The sequence below is a fragment of the Usitatibacter rugosus genome, assembly GCF_013003965.1.
GTDB lineage: Bacteria > Pseudomonadota > Gammaproteobacteria > Burkholderiales > Usitatibacteraceae > Usitatibacter > Usitatibacter rugosus.
Genome location: NZ_CP053069.1, coordinates 3,695,294 through 3,713,814 on the forward strand (window position 1 = coordinate 3,695,294; position 18,521 = coordinate 3,713,814).

Annotated in this window: 12 protein-coding genes; 4 read left to right on the top strand and 8 right to left on the bottom strand. The window is 69.1% G+C overall.

Translation table 11 applies throughout. The features are described from left to right. Positions 1-9 precede the first annotated feature (9 nt). Both ggt and DSM104443_RS17430 read right to left on the bottom strand, forming a co-directional pair. Entirely contained in the window at positions 10-1,746 is a 1,737-nt protein-coding gene (gene ggt / locus DSM104443_RS17425) for a gamma-glutamyltransferase (RefSeq protein ID WP_171094517.1), read from the bottom strand. 8 nt (positions 1,747-1,754) lie between these two features. Continuing rightward, complete coding sequence (locus DSM104443_RS17430) at positions 1,755-3,242, bottom strand: NAD-dependent succinate-semialdehyde dehydrogenase (protein ID WP_281359534.1); 1,488 nt, start codon at positions 3,240-3,242, stop codon at positions 1,755-1,757. Positions 3,243-3,360: 118 nt separating this feature from the next. Between DSM104443_RS17430 and DSM104443_RS17435 the strand changes: the two genes are divergently transcribed. Continuing rightward, entirely contained in the window at positions 3,361-4,950 is a 1,590-nt protein-coding gene (locus DSM104443_RS17435) for an ABC transporter substrate-binding protein (protein WP_171094519.1), read from the top strand. 556 nt (positions 4,951-5,506) lie between these two features. Here the strand turns inward: DSM104443_RS17435 and DSM104443_RS22075 are convergent. From DSM104443_RS22075 to DSM104443_RS17455, 4 genes are read right to left on the bottom strand one after another with little or no spacing between them, the layout of a single operon-like run. Further along, the gene (locus DSM104443_RS22075) at positions 5,507-7,234 is read right to left on the bottom strand and encodes a diguanylate cyclase (RefSeq protein ID WP_171094521.1); all 1,728 of its coding nucleotides are present in this window, start codon (positions 7,232-7,234) and stop codon (positions 5,507-5,509) included. A 23-nt stretch (positions 7,235-7,257) separates the two neighbouring features. Beyond that, positions 7,258-9,096 (bottom strand): 7TM diverse intracellular signaling domain-containing protein, encoded by a 1,839-nt coding sequence (locus DSM104443_RS17445; protein WP_171094523.1) that lies wholly within the window; start codon positions 9,094-9,096, stop codon positions 7,258-7,260. Then, the gene (locus tag DSM104443_RS17450; protein WP_171094526.1) at positions 9,096-10,577 is read right to left on the bottom strand and encodes an oxygenase MpaB family protein; all 1,482 of its coding nucleotides are present in this window, start codon (positions 10,575-10,577) and stop codon (positions 9,096-9,098) included. Before DSM104443_RS17450 ends, DSM104443_RS17445 begins: the two co-directional genes overlap by 1 nt. Before the next feature lie 16 nt (positions 10,578-10,593). Continuing rightward, complete coding sequence (locus DSM104443_RS17455; protein WP_171094528.1) at positions 10,594-11,484, bottom strand: lysylphosphatidylglycerol synthase transmembrane domain-containing protein; 891 nt, start codon at positions 11,482-11,484, stop codon at positions 10,594-10,596. Positions 11,485-11,544: 60 nt separating this feature from the next. Between DSM104443_RS17455 and DSM104443_RS17460 the strand changes: the two genes are divergently transcribed. Genes DSM104443_RS17460 through DSM104443_RS17470 form a run of 3 tightly spaced genes read left to right on the top strand, consistent with a single transcriptional unit; the run spans position 11,545 to position 14,977 of the window. Beyond that, positions 11,545-12,942: a UbiA family prenyltransferase gene (locus DSM104443_RS17460; protein WP_212756766.1), complete on the top strand. Its 1,398-nt coding sequence runs from the start codon at positions 11,545-11,547 to the stop codon at positions 12,940-12,942. Then, positions 12,939-14,234 carry an FAD-binding oxidoreductase gene (locus DSM104443_RS17465; protein WP_212756768.1) on the top strand — a complete coding sequence of 432 codons (1,296 nt, stop codon included), beginning with the start codon at positions 12,939-12,941 and terminating at the stop codon, positions 14,232-14,234. The genes DSM104443_RS17460 and DSM104443_RS17465 overlap by 4 nt, the downstream gene beginning before the upstream one ends. Next, a complete protein-coding gene (locus tag DSM104443_RS17470; protein WP_171094532.1) occupies positions 14,231-14,977 on the top strand; it encodes an SDR family oxidoreductase in 747 nt (248 codons plus the stop codon). The genes DSM104443_RS17465 and DSM104443_RS17470 overlap by 4 nt, the downstream gene beginning before the upstream one ends. Here the strand turns inward: DSM104443_RS17470 and DSM104443_RS17475 are convergent. Continuing rightward, a complete protein-coding gene (locus DSM104443_RS17475; protein ID WP_171094533.1) occupies positions 14,974-16,635 on the bottom strand; it encodes a hypothetical protein in 1,662 nt (553 codons plus the stop codon). The genes DSM104443_RS17470 and DSM104443_RS17475 overlap by 4 nt on opposite strands. Then, positions 16,632-18,485: a glycan biosynthesis hexose transferase WsfD gene (gene wsfD / locus DSM104443_RS17480; protein WP_171094536.1), complete on the bottom strand. Its 1,854-nt coding sequence runs from the start codon at positions 18,483-18,485 to the stop codon at positions 16,632-16,634. The genes DSM104443_RS17475 and wsfD overlap by 4 nt, the downstream gene beginning before the upstream one ends. Positions 18,486-18,521: the final 36 nt, after the last annotated feature.

Here is an 18,521-nt window from a genome sequence, read left to right on the forward strand (position 1 = left end):
GGCGCGCTTCTAGTGGCCGCGCGCCACGCCTTCGCGCCGCGGATCGGCGCCGCCTTCCCACCCGCCGGGAACCCGGCGAATGCCCTGCAAGCCGCTGGTCATGTCGATCACGCTGACCTCGTGGCCCATCGTCTTCAGAGCCGCGGCGAGCCCTTCCAGTTCCGTGCCCTTTTCGATCTCCGTCGGGCCGTTGCGGCTGCCGCGGTTGGGAAGGTCGATGGCCTTCTGCATGTCGAGCTTCCAGTCGTACACGCCCACGATCGCCTTGGCGACGTAGCCGATGATGAGGCTGCCGCCGGGGCTTCCGACCACCATGTCGAGCGCGCCCGTCTTCGCGTCGAAGACCAGGAACGGCGCCATGGAGCTGCGCGGGCGCTTGCCCGGCGCCACGCTGTTGGCCACGAGCCGGCCATCCTCGACGGGATTGAAGTTGAAGTCGGTGAGCTCGTTGTTGAGCAGGAAGCCGCGCACCATCAGCTTGGAGCCGAAGAAGCCCTCGATGGTGGTGGTCATGGACACGGCGTTGCCGGCCGCATCGACGATGGCGATCTGGCTGGTGCCGGCGACCTCGTCCACCGGATCGTCCGCGAGGGCGACCTTCGTGCCCGGCGGCGTGCCCGCCTCGGCTCGGCCCATCGATTTCTCCGCGCGCACGAGCTGCGAGCGTTGCGCGATGTATCGGGCATCGACGAGCCCGGTGACCGGCACGTCCACGTAGCGGTCGTCTCCCACGTAGCGGTTGCGGTCCGCGAACGCGAGGCGCTGCGCTTCCGCGAAGAGGTGCACGGCCTGCGTGGAGTTCGGGCGCGCGGCGGCGATGTCGTGCTTCTCGAGGACGCCCAGGATCTGCAGCACCGCGATGCCGCCGGACGACGAGGGCGGCATGCCGCACACGCGAAGCGTCCGGTACGGGCCGCAGAGCGGATCGACGTCGCGCACGCGGTAGGCGGCGAGATCGTCCGTCGAGAGCGTGCCCGGGTTCGTGGCGTGCCCGCGAACCGCCGCGGCGATGTCGGTGGCCACGTCGCCCGTGTAGTACGCGTCCGCACCCTTCGCCGCGAGCAGGCGGAGCGTCTTCGCGAGCTCGGGGTTGCGCATCATCGCGCCCCGCGTCTTCGGCTTGCCGTCCGGATCGAAGAAGTACGCGCGTGCCGCAGGGTTGTCCGTGAGGCCCTTGTCCTTGGTGAGCAGCTCGGCCACGCGCGGCGAAAGCGGGAAGCCGTTCTCGGCGAGCGCGATCGCCGGCTCGAAGAGCTTGGCCCAGGGGAGCTTGCCGTGGCGCGCATGCGCGACCTCGAGCAGGCGCGGCGTGCCGGGCGTGCCCACCGAGCGGCCACCCACCACGGCCTGCTGGAAGGCCATGGGCTTGCCGTCCTTCATGAGGAGCTCGGGGGTGGCGCCTGCCGGAGCGGTCTCCCTCGCATCGATCGCGCTCACGTGCTTGGTCGCGGCATCGTAGTACAGGAAGAAAGCGCCGCCGCCGAGGCCCGAGGCCTGCGGCTCCACCAGCGTGAGCACGAGCTGCGTGGCGATCATCGCGTCGACCGCGCTGCCGCCCTGCTCCAGCATCTTCACGCCCGCATCCACCGCGAGCGGGCTCGCCGCGGCGACCATGAACCGCTTGGCGTGGGCGAGGGTCTTGGGAGTCCAGCCGCTCGGCGGCTCCGGCTGCGAAGGCCGGAGCTGCGCGAGCGATGAAACGGACGCCGCGAGGAGCGCGGCGGCGAGCAGCGAGCGAACGCGCATCGGTCCCGTCAGATGCCGCCCATCGCCAGGTACTTGATCTCCGTGAAGTCGTCGATGCCGTACTTCGAGCCTTCGCGGCCCAGGCCCGACTGCTTCACGCCGCCGAACGGAGCGACTTCCGTGGAGATGAGTCCGGTGTTGATGCCGACGATGCCGGTCTCGAGCGCTTCCGCCACGCGCCACACGCGGCCGAGATCGCGTGCGTAGAAATACGCGGCGAGCCCGAACTCGGTGTCGTTGGCCTGGGCGATGGCATCGGCCTCGTCCTTGAACTTGAAGAGCGGTGCGAGGGGACCGAACGTCTCCTCGGTGGCGACCTTCATGTCCTTGGTGACGCCGGTGATGACCGTCGGCTCGAAGAAGCGGCCGCCCAGCGCGTGCTTCTTGCCGCCCACGGTGACCTTGCCGCCCTTGGCGACGGCATCGGCGATGTGCTCTTCCACTTTCGCGAGTGCGCCGCCGTCGATCAGCGGACCGGCGGTGACGCCTTCGCCCGTGCCGGGGCCGACCTTCAGCGCACGCACCTTCTCCGCGAGCTTGGCGGCGAACGCGTCGTAGACCGATTCCTGCACGTAGATGCGGTTGGCGCACACGCACGTCTGGCCGTTGTTGCGGAACTTGGAGATCATCGCGCCCGCGGCGGCAGCGTCGAGGTCCGCGTCGTCGAACACGATGAACGGCGCGTTGCCGCCCAGCTCGAGGCCGAGCTTCTTCACCGTGTCCGCGCTCTGGCGCATGAGGACCTTGCCCACGTCCGTGGAGCCGGTGAAGGTGATCTTCGCGACGATCGGGCTCGCGGTCATCTCGCCGCCGATGGCGCGCGCGCTGCCGGTGATGACATTGAACACGCCCTTCGGGATGCCGGCGCGGATGCCGAGCTCGGCGAGCGCGAGGGCGGAGTACGGAGTCTGCGACGCGGGCTTCAGCACCATCGAGCAGCCCACGGCGAGCGCGGGGCCGGCCTTGCGCGTGATCATCGCGTTGGGGAAGTTCCACGGCGTGATGGCGCCGACGACGCCGATCGGCTGCTTGATGACGATGATCCGCTTGTCGGCGGTGGGGCTGGGGATCGTGTCGCCGTAGACGCGCTTGGCTTCCTCGGCGAACCACTCGATGAACGAGGCGCCGTAGAGGATCTCGCCCTTGGCCTCGGCCAGGGGCTTGCCCTGCTCCGTGGTGAGGATGAGCGCCAGGTCGTCGGCGTTGGCGACCATGAGGTCGAACCACTTGCGCAGGATGATCGAGCGCTCGCGGCCGGTCAGCTTGGCCCAGGAGTGCTGGGCGACCCGGGCGGCCTCGATGGCGCGCTTGGTTTCGACCGCACCGCAGTTGGGCACGGTGCCCACGACCGACCCGTCGGCCGGATTGTCCACGTCGATGGTCGTGCCGCTGTCGGCGCCGACCCACTGCCCGTCGATATAGTTTTTATCCTTGAAAAGCGAGGGATCTTTGAGGTTGCTGAGTGCGCTGCGGGCCTGCATGACGGCGGCGTTCATGGGTACCTCCCGGGGGGAAGCTGACGAGTATATCGCTTGGCGTCGGTAGCTGTTACAAGACCCGCCGGGGGCATTCCGGGGCGCTATCATCGGCCCTTTCCCCGTGGAGATTTGCCGAATGCGACGCCTTGCCCCGTTCGCCGCCGCCCTGCTGATGGCCGCGGTACCTTTCGCCGACGCGAAGACCCTGCGCTGGTCCAGCCAGGGCGACTACGTGACGGCCGACCCGATGGGCCAGAACGAGTTGCTGACCAACTCGATCAACGGCCACGTCTACGAATCGCTCGTGATGCGCGGCAAGAAGCTCGAGATCCTCCCGGCGCTCGCGGAGAGCTGGAAGCAGGTGAGCCCCACGATCTGGGTCTTCACCCTGAGGAAGGGCGTGAAGTGGCAGGACGGCAGCGACTTCACCGCCGACGACGTGGTGTTCTCGATCAAGCGCCTGCAGGGCGAGACCTCGAACTTCCGCGTCTACGGCAACGGCGTGGGCACGCCCCGCAAGATCGACAGCCACACGGTCGAGCTCACCACGCCCGTGCCCAACCCGGTGATGCTCGAGATGCTCGCCAACAGCCTCTTCATGATGAGCGAGGCGTGGTGCAAGAAGAACAAGGTCGAGCGCAGCCAGGACTTCAAGACGCAGGAAGAGACGTTCGCCGTCAGGAACGCGATGGGCACCGGCCCGTACATCCTCGTCTCGCGCGAGCCCGACGTGAAAAGCGTCTTCAAGAAGAACCCGAACTGGTGGGGCTTGAAGGAACCCGGCTACTGGGACGGCAACGTCGACGAGATCGTCTACACGCCGATCAAGGCGGACGGCACGCGCGTTTCGGCGCTGCTCGCGGGCAACCTCGACTTCGTGCTCGACCCGCCCGTGCAAGACGTCGAGAAGCTGAAGCAGGACAAGAACGTGAAGGTCTACGAGGGCCGCGAGAACCGCATCATCTTCCTCGGCTTCGACCAGAACCGCGACGAGCTGCTGTACTCGAACGTGAAGGGCAAGAACCCGTTCAAGGACAAGCGCGTGCGCCAGGCGTTCTACCAGGCCATCGACGTGTATGCGATCCAGAAGGCGGTGATGCGCGGCCTGTCGGTGCCCACCGCCATCAACCTCGCGAACCCGGAGCGCGCCGGCATCCCGAAGGAGATGGACAAGCGCTATCCCTACGACGTCGCCGCCGCGAAGAAGCTGCTCGCCGACGCCGGCTACCCGAACGGCTTCGAGGTCCAGATCGACTGCCCCAACAACCGGTATCTCAACGACGAGAAGATCTGCGTCGCGGTGGCCGGGATGATGGCGAAGATCGGCGTCACGATGAAGGTGAACGCCATCCCGCGCGCGCAGTTCTTCCCGAAGGCGCAGCGCCTGGAGATCAGCATGTACATGCTGGGCTGGGGCGGTGCGACGACGGACGCGATCTTCACGCTGCAGCCGGTGCTCCACAGCCGCAACGACAAGGGCGACGGCGACTACAACTGGGGCAACTACAAGGACGCCAAGTTCGACGCGCTCATCGACGCGGCGAAAGGCGAGACGGACCTCAAGAAGCGGCAGGGCATCATCAACGAGGCCATGCAGTACCACCATGACCAGGTCTTCCACATCCCCCTGCACTTGCAAGTGATCCCCTGGGCGTCGCGCTCCAACGTGAACGTCATCCATCGGGCCGACAACTGGCTGCAGGCGACCTGGGTGACGATCAAGTAATTCATCGATCGCAACTCTCTCGAACGCGGGCCCAGGCCCGCGTTTTTTTTAGGAGGAGGAGGTAGGTAGGCCCTTTCGGGGATCATGGCGGACAGCCCGTTTGTCCCGAGCGAGAAAAAAGGTCCTACCGTACCCCCTCCTCCTACCCTTGGCGCACGGCTGTCGTTGGCACTCGTTCCAGAGGACCGGCGTCATCGTGGCTTTACGCGAATGGCCGTGGTCATCACCCATGCCTCCCTACAACCGTGCGGCCGATGCACGTCCCCGGAGCGGAATGGAACTCGACCACGGCAATGGATGTTCGCAAGCTGGTTCGAAAACTCGATCGCGGCGCGCTGGCGGCGCGCTCGAGGGGGAGGACAGGGGGTACGGCAGGACCTTTTCTTTCGCTCGGGACGGATGGGGTGTCCGCCGTGATCCCCGCGCCGAAGTCCTGAGCCATCCTCGACTCACTGACCTCCGCAGAACCCATACCGCTTGAGATCGAGACGCATTGAAACCCTGTCATGGTCCCGACGAAGAAAAGGTCCTACCTACCCCCTGGCCTCCGCTTTAGTCACGCCCCGAAGCGCCGCAATCGAGATTTCCCTTCCTGCTTCCCGAGATACATCGCGGCGTCCGCGGCTTTGATGAGCGCATTTGCATCGGACACGTCGTTGGGCGCCAACGCATACCCGACCGTCGCCGACACACTGCACGAGTGTTGACCGAACACGAACGCCCCTTCGAACGCGTTGAGCAGCTTGAGCCCGAGATCGAGCGCCTGGGCTTCGTGGGTCAGCCCCTCGGCCATCACGACGAACTCGTCGCCTCCGATACGAGCTACACCGTCGCCCGCACGCATTGATGCGCGCAGCCGCTGTGCGACGACCCGCAGCAGCGAATCCCCGACGTCGTGGCCGTACTGGTCGTTCACGGGCTTGAAGCCGTCCAGGTCGAGGACGTAGAGCGCGAGGATGCGGTCGGGTGACACGCGCGCGAGCGCGGCATTGAGCGCGTCGTTCAGGCCGCGGCGGTTGATGAGGCCCGTGAGCGCGTCGGTATGGGCGAGCGAGTGCAGCGTGTCGCGCTCGAGGGCCGCGCGCTGTGCGTCGCGGTGGCGTGCAGCCGTCCGGAGCACGGCGATGCGCATGAAGACCAGCATGTCGAACGTCGCGCCGAACTGGAACGAATGCAGCGTCCAGAAGTTGGCGTCGATGCGGCCGCGCACCACGCCGACCATGATGGCGCTCGCGATGAAGTAGGTCAGCCAGGCGGCGATGAACCAGACGCCCACGCTGTCGCCGCGCCGTGCCTTGGCGAGCGCTCCCGGCAGGCCCATCAGCGACGGCGCGAGGCCGGTGGTCGTCATGAGGATGGCCACGGCCTGGATGTCGATCAGGTCCACGCCGTGGGCGACCGCGGCCACGAAGTGCAGCGCCGCCACGCCGCGGAGCGCCTTGCGCAACCACCGGTTCAGGTCCCCGGCGAGCGCGTCCTCGACGAAGAGGGCCGTGGCCGCCGCGGCGAGCAGCGACGTGATGCCGGCCATGTGGCGCTGGAACCACGCGTTGTCGGTCCACAGGTACATCTCGCCGATCCCGAAGAAGTGCACCGAGAACATCACGCTGCACACGACGAGCAACGCGTACTTCGCGTAGAGATGCTCGCGCAGGTGGGCCCACTGCGCGAGGCTGTAGATCAGCAGGAAGATCCCCAGGCTCGCGAGAGCGCCCTGCAGGAGCTGCTCCTGCAGCGCTCGGGCATGGAAGGACGGAAGCCGCGAGAGGCTCACCGGAAGGATCTTGGCCCCGCGCGTATCGACGCGCAGCAGCAGCTCCGAGCTGCCCGGCGCGAACTCGAGGGGCACGGCATGCGAGCGACCCTGCAGCGGGCGCGAGGCGAACGGCTGGAGGTCGCCCAGCATCACCTGGCGCACGAGCCTCCGGTCGTTCACGTGATAGACGTCCACCCGCTGGAGGAGCGCGTAGTCGAAGTCGAGGATCCACGTGCCCTGCCCGGCCGCCGAGGTCGCCACCGGCACGTGCAGCCAGACCACTTGCTTGTCCATGCCGAGCGTCGCGTAGGCGCCGTTCGGCTGGCCGAAGCGTTCACGCATCGCGAGCGCCTGCTCGATGCCGATCACACGCTCAGGATCGGGGAGCGCCTGCACATGCGGCCAGAGGTCGACGGTCCCGGCGTGGCCGGTGAGCAGCGCCTGCGCATGTGCCGTCGGCGAGAGGGCCGCCACGCAGACCAGGACCAATGCGCGAAACACGGCAAGCAGGGAAGAAAGGCGAAGCATCGGCCAGCAGTATAAGGAAGCGCTCACGAAACCCCCGCCGCGATCGGATCGGTGCCGTGCGCATCGACGGGCGTGTGTCCCTTGAGGCTCACCGGCCCCAGCGGTACGAGGCCCTCGCGCGACGCGAGGTGCCGCGCGACTTCCTCGGACAGCACGATGCGATAGCCCGTGTCCTTGGTGGCGTTCTCGAGGCGCGCCGCGACGTTGGTGACGTCGCCGATCGCCGCGTACTCGTGGCGCTTGCGCCCGCCGATGTGGCCCACGACCGCCTCGCCCGCATGCAGGCCGACGCCGATGTCGATGGGCGCGCTGCCCTCTTCGGCCAGGCGCTTGTTCACGCCGGCCAGGTTGTCGATCAACGCGCGCGCGGCCCGGAAGGCCGCGTCGCTCGGGTTGTCCAGCCGCTGCGGCGCCCCGAACACGGCCACGAAGCCGTCGCCCATGAACGAGACGACGGTGCCGCCGTGCCGGTGGATGATCCCGACCACGCCGTCGAAGTAACCGTTGAGGAAGGCGAGCAGGTCCGCGGGCTTCATGCTTTCGCTGCGCATCGTGTAGCCGCGGATGTCGGAGAACAGCAGGCATACGTAGCGCTGCTCGCCGCCCGCCTCGGGTGTCAGCCGCCCGCTCAGGATCTCCTCCATCACCGCGGGGCTCACGTAGCCCGAGAACGACGAGCGGAGCCGCCGGCGCTCGAGCAAGCGCGCGGTCGTGCGCAGCACCGCGATGCGCATGAACACGAGCATGTCGAGCGTGGCGCCGACCTGGAACGAATGCAGCGTCCAGAAGTTCGCGTCGACGCGCCCGCGCACCACGCCGACCATCACGGCGCTCGCGACGAAGTAGCCCAGCCACGAGAACATGAACCAGGCGCCGACGCTGTCGCCGCGGCGCGCCATCGCGAGCGCACCGGGCAAGCCCATGAGGCCCGGAGCGAGGCCGGTGGTCGTCATGAGGATCGCGACCACCTGGAGGTCGATCACGTCCAGCCCGTAGGCGACCGTGGCCACCGTGTGCAGCACCGCCACCGCGCGCAGCGCGTAGCGCAGGCCCGGGTGCAGGTCGCCGGCAAGCGCGTCCTCGACGAAGAGCGCGGTCGCCGTGGTCGCCATCAGCGCGGTAACGCCCGCCATGTGGCGCTCGTACCAAGCGTGGTCGGTCCACAGGTACATCTCGCCGATGCCGAAGAAGTTGACGGAGAACATCGCGCTGCACAGCACGAGGAGCGCGTACTTGAGGTAGAGGCTCTCGCGCAGCGCCAGCCACTGCGCGAGGCTGTAGAGCAGCAGCACGAACCCCAGGCAGGCGAGCGCGCCCTGCAGCATCTGCTCGTCGAGCGCCCGGACATGGAACGCCGAGAGCCGGCTCAACGTGAGCGGAACGATCTTCGCGCCCGGCGTATCGACGCGCAGCAGCAGCTCCGTCGCGCGGCCCGGCACGAACTCGAGCGGGGCGGCGAGCGTGCGTCCCACGAGTGGCGCTCGCGCGAAGGGCGTCACGTTGCCCAGCGTTTCGCGGTGCGCGAGCTGGCCATCGCGAAAGACATAGACGTCCACGCGCTGCAGCAGCGCGTAATCGATGTCGAGCACCCACGTGCCGGCGCCCTTGGCGCTCACCGTGAGCGGCACCCTCAGCCACGTGACGATCTTGTCCATGCCGAGAGTCGCGTAGGCCCCCTTCGGCGCGGCGAAGCGATCGCGCGCGGCGAACGCGTCCTCGGGCGCGAGCTTTCCGTCCGGATCGGCGAGCGCCGTCACCTGCGGCCACAGGTCGACGCTCGCGTCCTCCGCGAGGATCGCCTGCGCACAGGCCTCGCCCGCCACGAGCAGCAGCGCGCAGCCCAGCATGCGAAGCCCGCGCATCACCCCTCGCGAGGCGGGTCGAGGGGTTCCCACTTCCCGAAGGTCGTGAGGCTGTCCTCGAGGAAGTTCATCCACTTCGAGGCGTCCGGGTCGCGCCCCCACTGCTCGATCAGCGCGTGGATGGGCTGGCGTAGCCGCCCGGGGACGACGAGATCGCGCGTCTGATCCATCAGCAGGCGGCACGTGAGCCGGTAGCCGATCACGCGCGTGAGCAGGCGGGCGATCGAGAAGTTCGGAAACCAGCGGCGCGCCTGCGTATCGAACCAGCGCGCCGCGCCCAGGATGGCTACGAAGAGCAACTGCGAGATCCACCCCACGGATTCCTCGAGTGCCAGCTCGCGCGCGCTCGCGGGCATGACCAGCTCCCGTGTGAGCAGGACGGGGAACGGCTTGAACACCGCCCAGGGAATGGCCGACTTCATCGCCGAGATCAGCGCGGCGCCGAGCGCCGGGCGCGGGTCGTTACGCTTGTCCGCGGTCCGCTCCCAGTCTTCGCGGCCGCGCTGTTGCATGAGGGCGAAGAGCTTCTCGGCCTCCTCGTACGTGCCGGCCGTGAGCTCGGGACGAATGCCGAGGTAGTGCCCCACGACGTTCCACAGATACAGATAGTCCTCTTCCTCCTGGCGCTCGAACGGGATGCCGAGCTTGCGGAGGCTGCGCAGGAAGACGTAGCTGAAGGTGAGCAGCGTGTAGGCAAGCTCTTCCTGGTTGTTGGGCAGCGCGTCCTCGCCCAGGTCCCAGCCGTGCACGTAGAGCGCTTCATGCCGGTCGTCCTTGTCCTGGATGGTGGCGAGCGGCGGGATCGCTTCGTGCGTTTCCTCGGCCGCGGCGGCCTGGGGCGTGCCTCGCAGGATGAGGTTGCGAACGCTCGCGTGGATGAGCCGCACCTTGAGGATCTGCGCGATGCCGCTCGCGTCGCCGCGCGTGAGGCCGCCTTCCATCATCGCCGGAAAGATCATCGCACCCGTGGCCCGGATGCGATGCTCGGCGCGATGGATGAGCTGCCCCGTCGCTTGCAGCACGGACGCGAGGTCGGGCACCACGTAGCACTCGGGAAGGCTCGCGCAGAAGAGGATCGTGACGGAGAGCGCTCCGTGATCCATGAACAGCTTCTCGGCGCGGGCGATGCGCTCGCGGTCGGCGCCGTCGGGAGGCCGCGGAAGCGCGGCCTTCACGTAGTCCTGCAGCGGCTGCACGAGGTAGTCCGGGGTCGCGGCCGTGGGCTTCCAGTTCGCGACCGCGTCGTTGCAGTCCCAGGCGGTGATCTCCTTGTTCAGCGCGCGGATGCGCTCGAGACGCTCCTGGATCGGGGACGCCTGGGTCCCCTCCTTCGCGGAGGCCGCGAGCGGTGCGTCCGCCGCGGCTTTCAGGAGGGGCTGGGGCCAGGGCCCCAGGATCTGCTCGATGGCTTGGTCGGCGTGCGGATCGGCCTCCCATTGCGCCGCGTCGAGGTCTTCGTTCGTGATGGCTTGTGCGCCCATGCTGCCTCCCTTGTTTTTATCCGGTGAGCTTGCGCGCTGCTCCCTTCCAGGCCAGCGCGGCCCATCCCAGTCCTACAGCAAACCAGAGCGTCGTCACTCGCGACACCACGGTTGCCGCTCCTGCCGCGGCCGGTTCCATGCCGGCCTGTACCAGCAGGAATAGCATCAATGCCTCGGTGCTGCCTAGCCCACCGGGCAAGAGAAGCAGCGCTCCCCCCAGCAAGGCGATCGCGTAAATGCCCATCGCGGTCTCGACCGGCATCGTGGCCCCCATCGAGGCAACCACGAGGTGGAGCGCCCAGGCCTCGGCGGCCCAGCCCACGACCGACAACGCGAGCCCGATGGTGAGAGGCCCGCCGCGGGCCATCCGGCTCGACTCCCGGGCGAGCGCCTCGAAGCGCGCGGCGAAGCGATGCGGCACGACGCGCACCAGCACGCGGACCAGCGCGGCCGTGCGGCGATCGGAGGCTGCGATCCACAGGGCCACTGCGACGCCCGCGGCCACGCAGATCGCCACCGTCCCGCCGTGGGGAATGAAGGCGAGCGCAAGGATCGAAAGCAGGGCCAGGCCCAGCACGTCCGAGAGGCGGTCGGCGAGCAGTGCCGCGATCGAGACGGCGTAGGGCACGTCGTGGTCGCGCTTCAGCTCGAGCGCGCGAGCCGCTTCTCCCACCTTGCCGGGTGTCGTGGTCCACGCGAAGCCCCGCACGTAGTTCGCCGCTGCCGCGCGGCGGTCCAGCGGATGGCCGGCACTCGCGAGGAAGACACGCCAGCGCTCGGCCCGCGTGGCGTAGTTGGCCACCGAGAGGGCCAGCAGCGCCGCGAGCTCGCCGATACCGACGCGTCCCAGCGCCTCCCCGAAACGCGCCGCGTCGCTCCAGAAGGCCAGGGCGACGAAGGCGCCCACGGCGAGGACGGCTGATATGATGGCTGCGCGAAACCGGTAGCCACGCTCATGCAGAGTCAAGTGCGAAATCCCCTCGGCAGCGCCCCCGCCCTGGCATCGGCCGATCCGGTTCCGCTGTGCGTGGATCTCGACGGTACGCTCGTGAAGAGCGACATGTTACTGGAGTCGCTCGTGGCGGCCCTCAAACGGCGTCCCCTCCTCGCGTTCGCCCTGCCCTTCTGGCTCGCTCGCGGCCGCGCGGCACTCAAGCACGAGCTCGCCATGCGCGCCGACGCGATCGACGTCGCCGTGCTCCCCTACGACGAGGCCGTGCTGCAGCGCCTGCGCGACGCACGAGAGCAGGGCCGTACCGTGGTGCTCGCCACCGCCGCCGACTCGACGATCGCGCAGCGCATCGCCGACCACCTGGGCCTCTTCCAGACCGTGCTCGCGAGCGACGGCGTGAAGAACCTCAAGCGCGAGGCGAAGGCCCGCGAGCTCGTGGCGCGCTACGGCGAGAAGGGCTTCGACTACGTGGGCGAGGACCGGCACGACGTGCCGATCTGGAACCACGCCCGCGAAGCGATCGACGTGAAGCGGAAGACGAACCCGGTGCGCGCCGTGCGCCGCGGCACGCGCGCCTACCAGTGGGCGAAGAATCTCCTCGTCTTCGTGCCGCTGCTCACGGCCCACCGCTGGGATGCGGCTTCGATCTCGGCGTGCTCGCTCGCCTTCGTCGCGTTCTGCCTCGTGGCCTCGGCCGTTTATCTCGCCAACGACCTGGCCGACCTGCAGGACGACCGGCGCCATCCCACCAAGCGAACGCGGGCGATCGCCTCGGGAGAGCTGCCCATCGGCGCGGCCCTGTTGCTGCTGCCGCTGCTGGTGGCCGGTGCCGCCCTCATCGCCTGGCGCCTGCCGCCGGCCTTCGGAGCGCTGCTGGTGACGTACATCGTCGCGAACCTCGCCTATTCGCTGGTCCTGAAGCGCGTGGCGATCCTCGATGTCTTCGTGCTTGCAGGCCTCTACACGCTGCGCCTGCTGGCGGGCGCCGCCGCGATCGACGTGCCGGTCTCGCCGTGGCTGCTGGCGTTCTCGCTCTTCCTCTTCCTGTCGCTGGCGCTCGCCAAGCGCTACGTGGAGGTCGACAGCGTCCTCGCGCGGGACGAGGAGAAAGTTGGCGGCCGCGGCTACCACGCGGGCGACGGCCCGCTGGTCGCGATGCTCGGCACCGCGAGCGGCTACCTCGCCGTGCTGGTGTTCGCGCTCTACGTGACGAGCCCGCAGGTCGCGGCGCTCTACAAGGCGCCGGGCGTGCTCGGCTTCGCGATCCCGCTGCTGCTCTACTGGATCTCGCGCGTGTGGCTGCTCGCGCACCGCGGCGCCCTGCACGAAGATCCGCTGCTCTTCGCGCTTCGCGACCGGGCGAGCTATATCGTGGGCGCGCTGGTGCTCGTCACGATGCTTGCCGCCACGTGAGCGTGCGTTCCTGGGGCAACTACCCGAAGGTCGAGCACGCGGCGGTGATCCCGCTCGCGTGGCGCCACGAGGCGTTGCCGAAAGTCGGCGGCACGATGCTGCCCTCCGGCCTGGCACGCAGCTACGGGGATAGTTGCCTCAACGAAGGCGGCACGCTGCTCGCCACGCGCGGCCTGGACCGGCTGATCGCATTCGACCGCACGACGGGCGTGCTCCGCTGCGAAGCCGGTATGACGCTGGGGCAGATCCTCGCGCTCGCAGCCCCGGTGGGCTGGTTCCTTCCGGTGGTGCCCGGCACTTCGTACGTGACGGTGGGCGGGGCGATCGCCAACGACGTCCACGGCAAGAACCACCACCTCGAAGGCACGTTCGGCGCCCACGTCCGCCGCTTCGAGCTCGCGCGCTCCGACGGAACGCGGATCGAGTGCGCTCCGCCCACCGAGCCCGCGCTCTTCCGCGCGACGATCGCGGGCCTCGGGCTCACGGGACTCGTCACGTGGGCCGAGCTGCGGCTGAAGCGCATCGACTCCGCGATGTTCGACGTGGAGACGACGCGCATGGACGACCTCGGCCATTTCTTCGCGCTCACGGAGGCGTCGGCCGGATACGAATACAACGTCGCGTGGGTCGATGCGCTCGCGAAGGGCAAGGACCTGGGCCGGGGCCTCTTCATCCGCGCGCGGCACTCGTCCGTGGCGATCCATCCGATGCCGGAGGCCGGAGCACGCCTCGCGATGCCCTTCGACCTGCCCGCGGCCACGCTGAACCGCCACAGCGTCTCGCTCTTCAACGCGCTCTACCGCGCCCGAGGTTCGCGCGGCTGGCAGCACACGCACGAACCGTATTCGAAGTACCTGTTCCCGCTGGACGGCATCGCGCACTGGAACCGCATGTACGGCAAGCCCGGCTTCGTGCAGCACCAGAGCGTCGTGCCGCGCACGGATGCGCCGCTGCGGGTGCGCGCCATTCTCGAAGCGGTGGCCGAAGCGGGCGATGCGTCGTTCCTCACCGTCCTCAAGGTGTTCGGGGACCGCGAGGGTGCCGGACTGCTCTCGTTCCCGCGGCCGGGCGTGACGCTCGCACTGGATCTTCCGATGCGCGGCGCCGCGACGCTGGAGCTTCTGGAGCGCCTCGACGCCATCGTGCGCGACGCGGGCGGTGCGATCTATCCGGCCAAGGACGCGCGCATGTCGCCCGAGACCTTCCGCGCTTCGTTCCCGCGCTGGGAGGAGCTGGAGCGCCATCGCGATCCGGCGTTCTCCTCCAGCTTCTGGCGGCGGGTCACCCGATGAGCCTGCAACGCGTCGCGATCTTCGGCGCCACCTCCGCGATCGCGCAGGCCGTGGCGCGGCAGCTCGCGGCGAAAGGCGTGCGGCTCCATCTCGTGGGACGCGATCCCGCCAAGCTCGAAGCCGTGCGCGCGGATATCGCGGCGCGCGGCAGCGCGGGCGTGAGCGTGACGCTCGCGGACCTGGACGAGACCGCGAGACACGCGGCGCTCGTCGAGGAAGCCGAGCAATCGCTCGGCGGCGCGATGGATGCCGCGCTGATTGCCCAAGGCACGCTGCCCGACCAGGTCGCCTGCGAACACGACTTCGCGCTCGCCGAGCGCGAGATCCTCACCAACTTCGTGGCGCCCGCATCGCTCGCCACCCACCTCGCCAATCGCTTCGCACCGCGGGGCACGGGACGCATCGTCGCGATCTCCTCGGTAGCCGGCGACCGCGGCCGCGCCTCGAACTACGTCTACGGCAGCGCCAAGGGCGGGTTGTCGATCTTCCTCTCGGGGCTGCGTGCGCGATTGAACGCGACGGGCGTCGGTGTGGTGACCGTGAAGCCCGGCTTCGTCGACACGCCGATGACGGCCGCCTTCAAGAAGGGCCTGCTGTGGGCCGCGCCCGAGAAGATCGCGAAGGGCATCGTCTCCGCGATGGAGCATGGCGGCGCCGAGGTCTACCTGCCGTGGTTCTGGTGGCCGATCATGTTCGCGATCCGCCACCTGCCCGAGGCGATCTTCGTCCGCCTGAAGATCTAGCGAGGGCGGCCGATCGACGCGCCGAACGCGCAGCCGGAACCGGCGACATAGCGGCCGATCGCTTCGGCCCACGGCTTCGGCGCGGGTCCCGGCGTGACCGGCACGGGCACCAGCTGCTTCAGCTTCGGGTCCCAGCACACCACGCGCGTCGGATATTCCGGCTCCGCGGCCTTCACGCGCTTGCCCTCGAGATACTCGAAGACGGAATGCTGTCGCAGCGTCGTCACGACACCGCCTTCGATCTTGCCGGGCAGCTCCGGGATCTCCTCGTAGATCTGCACCAGCAGGTGATTGCCCAATGGCGCCGGGAACACCGGCGGCAGCATGAGGCCGCCCTGCGCGTTGATCGCGAACGGGATGTCCTTGTAGTCGCGCGGCGCCAGCACGAGCGTGTAGTCGCCGGCGCGCGTGGCGGCGGACTCGCGGGCGATCTCGCCGATCAAAGCGCGCATCTGGTCCGAGGTCTCGACCCGGCGGTCGAGGGACTCGAGCAGGGAGCTCCCGTGAATAAGGGCCACTCCCACCGTGATCACCGCGAGCGGTTTCACGGGATTCGCGACGGCGATCGCCGCGGCCACGAGCGCCGCATAGAAGCCTGCCGTCTGGTAGAGCAGCCGCCCGCCGAGATCCATCGGCGGCAGCCGGCCGATATGCGGTGCCACCAGCGCGATCGTGAACGCGGCGGCCGCGACAAGGGCCAGCAACGCAGTGCGCATCGCGCGCGACGTCCCGCGCGAGAACACCACCCACGCGACCAGGGCGAGCTGGATCGCGGTGAAGCCGAGTACCGCGGTGGCGTGACCCTCAGGACGGAAGTGCGCGGCGAACCAGATCGGCAACGTGCCCGCGAGCCCGGACCAGTAGTCCAGCGTGAGGATCGCGGTGGCGGGCGTCGTTCCCGCATAGACGCGCGTGAACGAGCCGAAGAACACGTAGCGCGCGACCAGGTACGCGGCGGCAACGATCAGCCAGGGAAGCGATCGCCGCACGGCCGCCACGAACCTCGCGAAGGTCCAGCTCGCGCCCTCCTCTTCGTCGCGAGCCGCGGCGAGCAGCAGGATCGCGAACGGCAGGATCGCGGCCGACTCCTTGCACAGGAACGCGGCCACGGCCGCCACCAGCGAAGCGACCGAGGCCGCGTCGCCGAGGCGGCGGCTCGCGAGGAACAGCAGGCACGAGAGCAGCGTGAAGAACGTGGCGCTCGCGTCGAAGCGGCCGGAGATCCACGCGGCCACCTCGGCGCTCGGCGCGAACGCAAGAAAGAGCACCGCCCCGAGCGCCGCGGCCAGCGAGGCCTGCGCGCCGCGAGCGCCCACGAGCCGCACGCCGATCGTCCCCGCCATCACGGCGCTCGCCACGTGCAGTGCGAGGTTCACCGCCATCCAGCCGCGCGCATCGAGACCTCCGACGACGTAGTTGAGCGCGAACGATGCGTACGAGAGCGGCCGGTAGAAGTGGTTGTCGCCCGCGTCCAGGCCGGTGTGGAGCTTGGCAAGCAGCATGGCGCCGAAGCGGCCTTGCTCCTGCCAATGGTGGAACAGCGCGAGCGGCACGAAATCGTCGGAGAGGAAGTAGACGCGCAGGACCGGCGCCATCAGCCACGCCGCGGCGAGCGCGAAGCCGAGCCACGACGCGAGGGCCGCGCGCCGGTCGTTCACGGGCGCATCTCCAGGCGCCGGCGGTCGATCTCCGAGACGTGGCCGTTCTTCGAGCGCGTCGTGATGCGCATCTCGAGCGCCTCCGGCGGACCCGCGGCCGCGAGGTCTTCGGCGCTGAAGTCGAGCGCGAAGCGACCACGCGCACCGTCGGGGTAGCCCGGGAAGACGGCGGCGAGATCGGCGCTGGCATCGCCGAAGCGCGCGGGCTTCTCGACCTTGCCGAGCTTCACGGACACGGACTCGACCCCGAACGGATCGAGCGTCCATCCGCGGATCTCGAGCGGGACACTGTTCACCTGGCGGGAGGCCGGAAGATCCAGCACGCCGATCGAGAGCGGCTGGCGGTTCGCCCAATCGAACGTGTAGTAGACGCCCGCCACCGTCGCCGCCGTAAAGAGGACCGCGGCCGCGATCGGCCGCACGTTGTCACGCGGCGCGCGGCCCCATCGCATCAGGCAAATGGGCGCGGCGACGAGGACGCCGAGCACGAGAGCCGCCATCGCGAGCCAGCCGGGCAGGAAGTGGCGAGAGGCTTCGCTCATCCCGTCGCCGAACACCGTGGTGAGCACCGCGTAGATCACGGTGCCGCCCAGCAGCATCGCGAGGAGCAGCGAGGTCGCGGGATCGTCGCTGGCGGGCCGCGCCCAGAGCGCCGCCGCGATCGCCGCGAGAAAGGCCGCGAGCATGGACGCGATCACGAGTGCGGCGAACACGGGGCCCGGCATGTGGGTCGCCGCGAGCTGCAGGAGCGAGCGGTTCCATGGCTCAAGGCCATCGACCGTCACGCCTTTTGCGTCGCCGAGCACGCCGAGGTAAGCGGGCGTCACGGCCTGCGTAGCGGGCAGGACGCGAGCCACCGAACGGACGAGCAGCCGGGGGTCGGCCGGCACGAAGCGCAGGAACGCGAGGCTCGAGAGCCCGAACACCTCGGGGCACTTCTCCCGCAGGACCTCGCCGCGCGGCAGGTACCACGTGGCTCCCGAGAGCGCCGCGCAGCGCTCGGGCAGGCCCAGCACCTGCGCGGCGTCCTTCGGATCGCCCGCGGCAGGAAGCACCACGCCAAGATACGTATTGGTGCGGTTCACTTCGCGCACCGCGCCGGGGCGCGAGAGCAGCCCGAAGGCGAGCATCGAGGCGACCACGGCGATGCCGAACGCGGTGACGGTGAAGTGCGGCGATCGCCGCCACAGCCACGGCCACGCCGCGGCCACGAGCGCCGGGGCGAGCAATGCGAACTGCTCGCGCGAGAAGGCGAGCGCCACGAGCGAGCCCGCGAGCGTCACCGAGAGGACGAGCGACCCGCGATCGGTGAGCGCGATCGCGCAGATCGCGCCGATGCATGCGTACAGCGACGCGAGCAGCGCGAACTCCGTGTAGAGCGTGTTGAGCCAGAGGGTGACGGCGGGATCGGCCATCACGAAGAAGAAGACGAGCCCGTGGTACAGCGCGGCCGCCGGATGGCCGTGAAACGCGAACGCCAACAGCAGCGCCACGACCGCGAGCAAGGTGAGCTTCACCGTTCCGATCCACTTCAGGCGCACCTGGGTAGGCGGCGCGCCGAAAGCCACGGCCGCCGCGACGGTCATTCCGGTGAGGGCGACTTCGGTGCTGGGGTAGCAGCCCTCCCGCTTCGGAGCGCCCAGCGAATAGAGCGGCAGCGGCGCCTCGGGGCTGGCCCGCTCGCGCACGGCCACATCGACCGCGGGATAGAGGCCGGTGCACGCGCTGGTGCGCGCCATGTCGTACTGGTTGGCGTAGCCGACGATCGGCTCGTGCGCGATGAGCAGGGCCGCGCGCGCAAGCCCCGCGAGCACGAGCGCAAGGCCGATCCATTCCCGGGGCAGCGACAAATTCGTTCGGGCCTTCTCTTCGCGACGGCGCCCAGT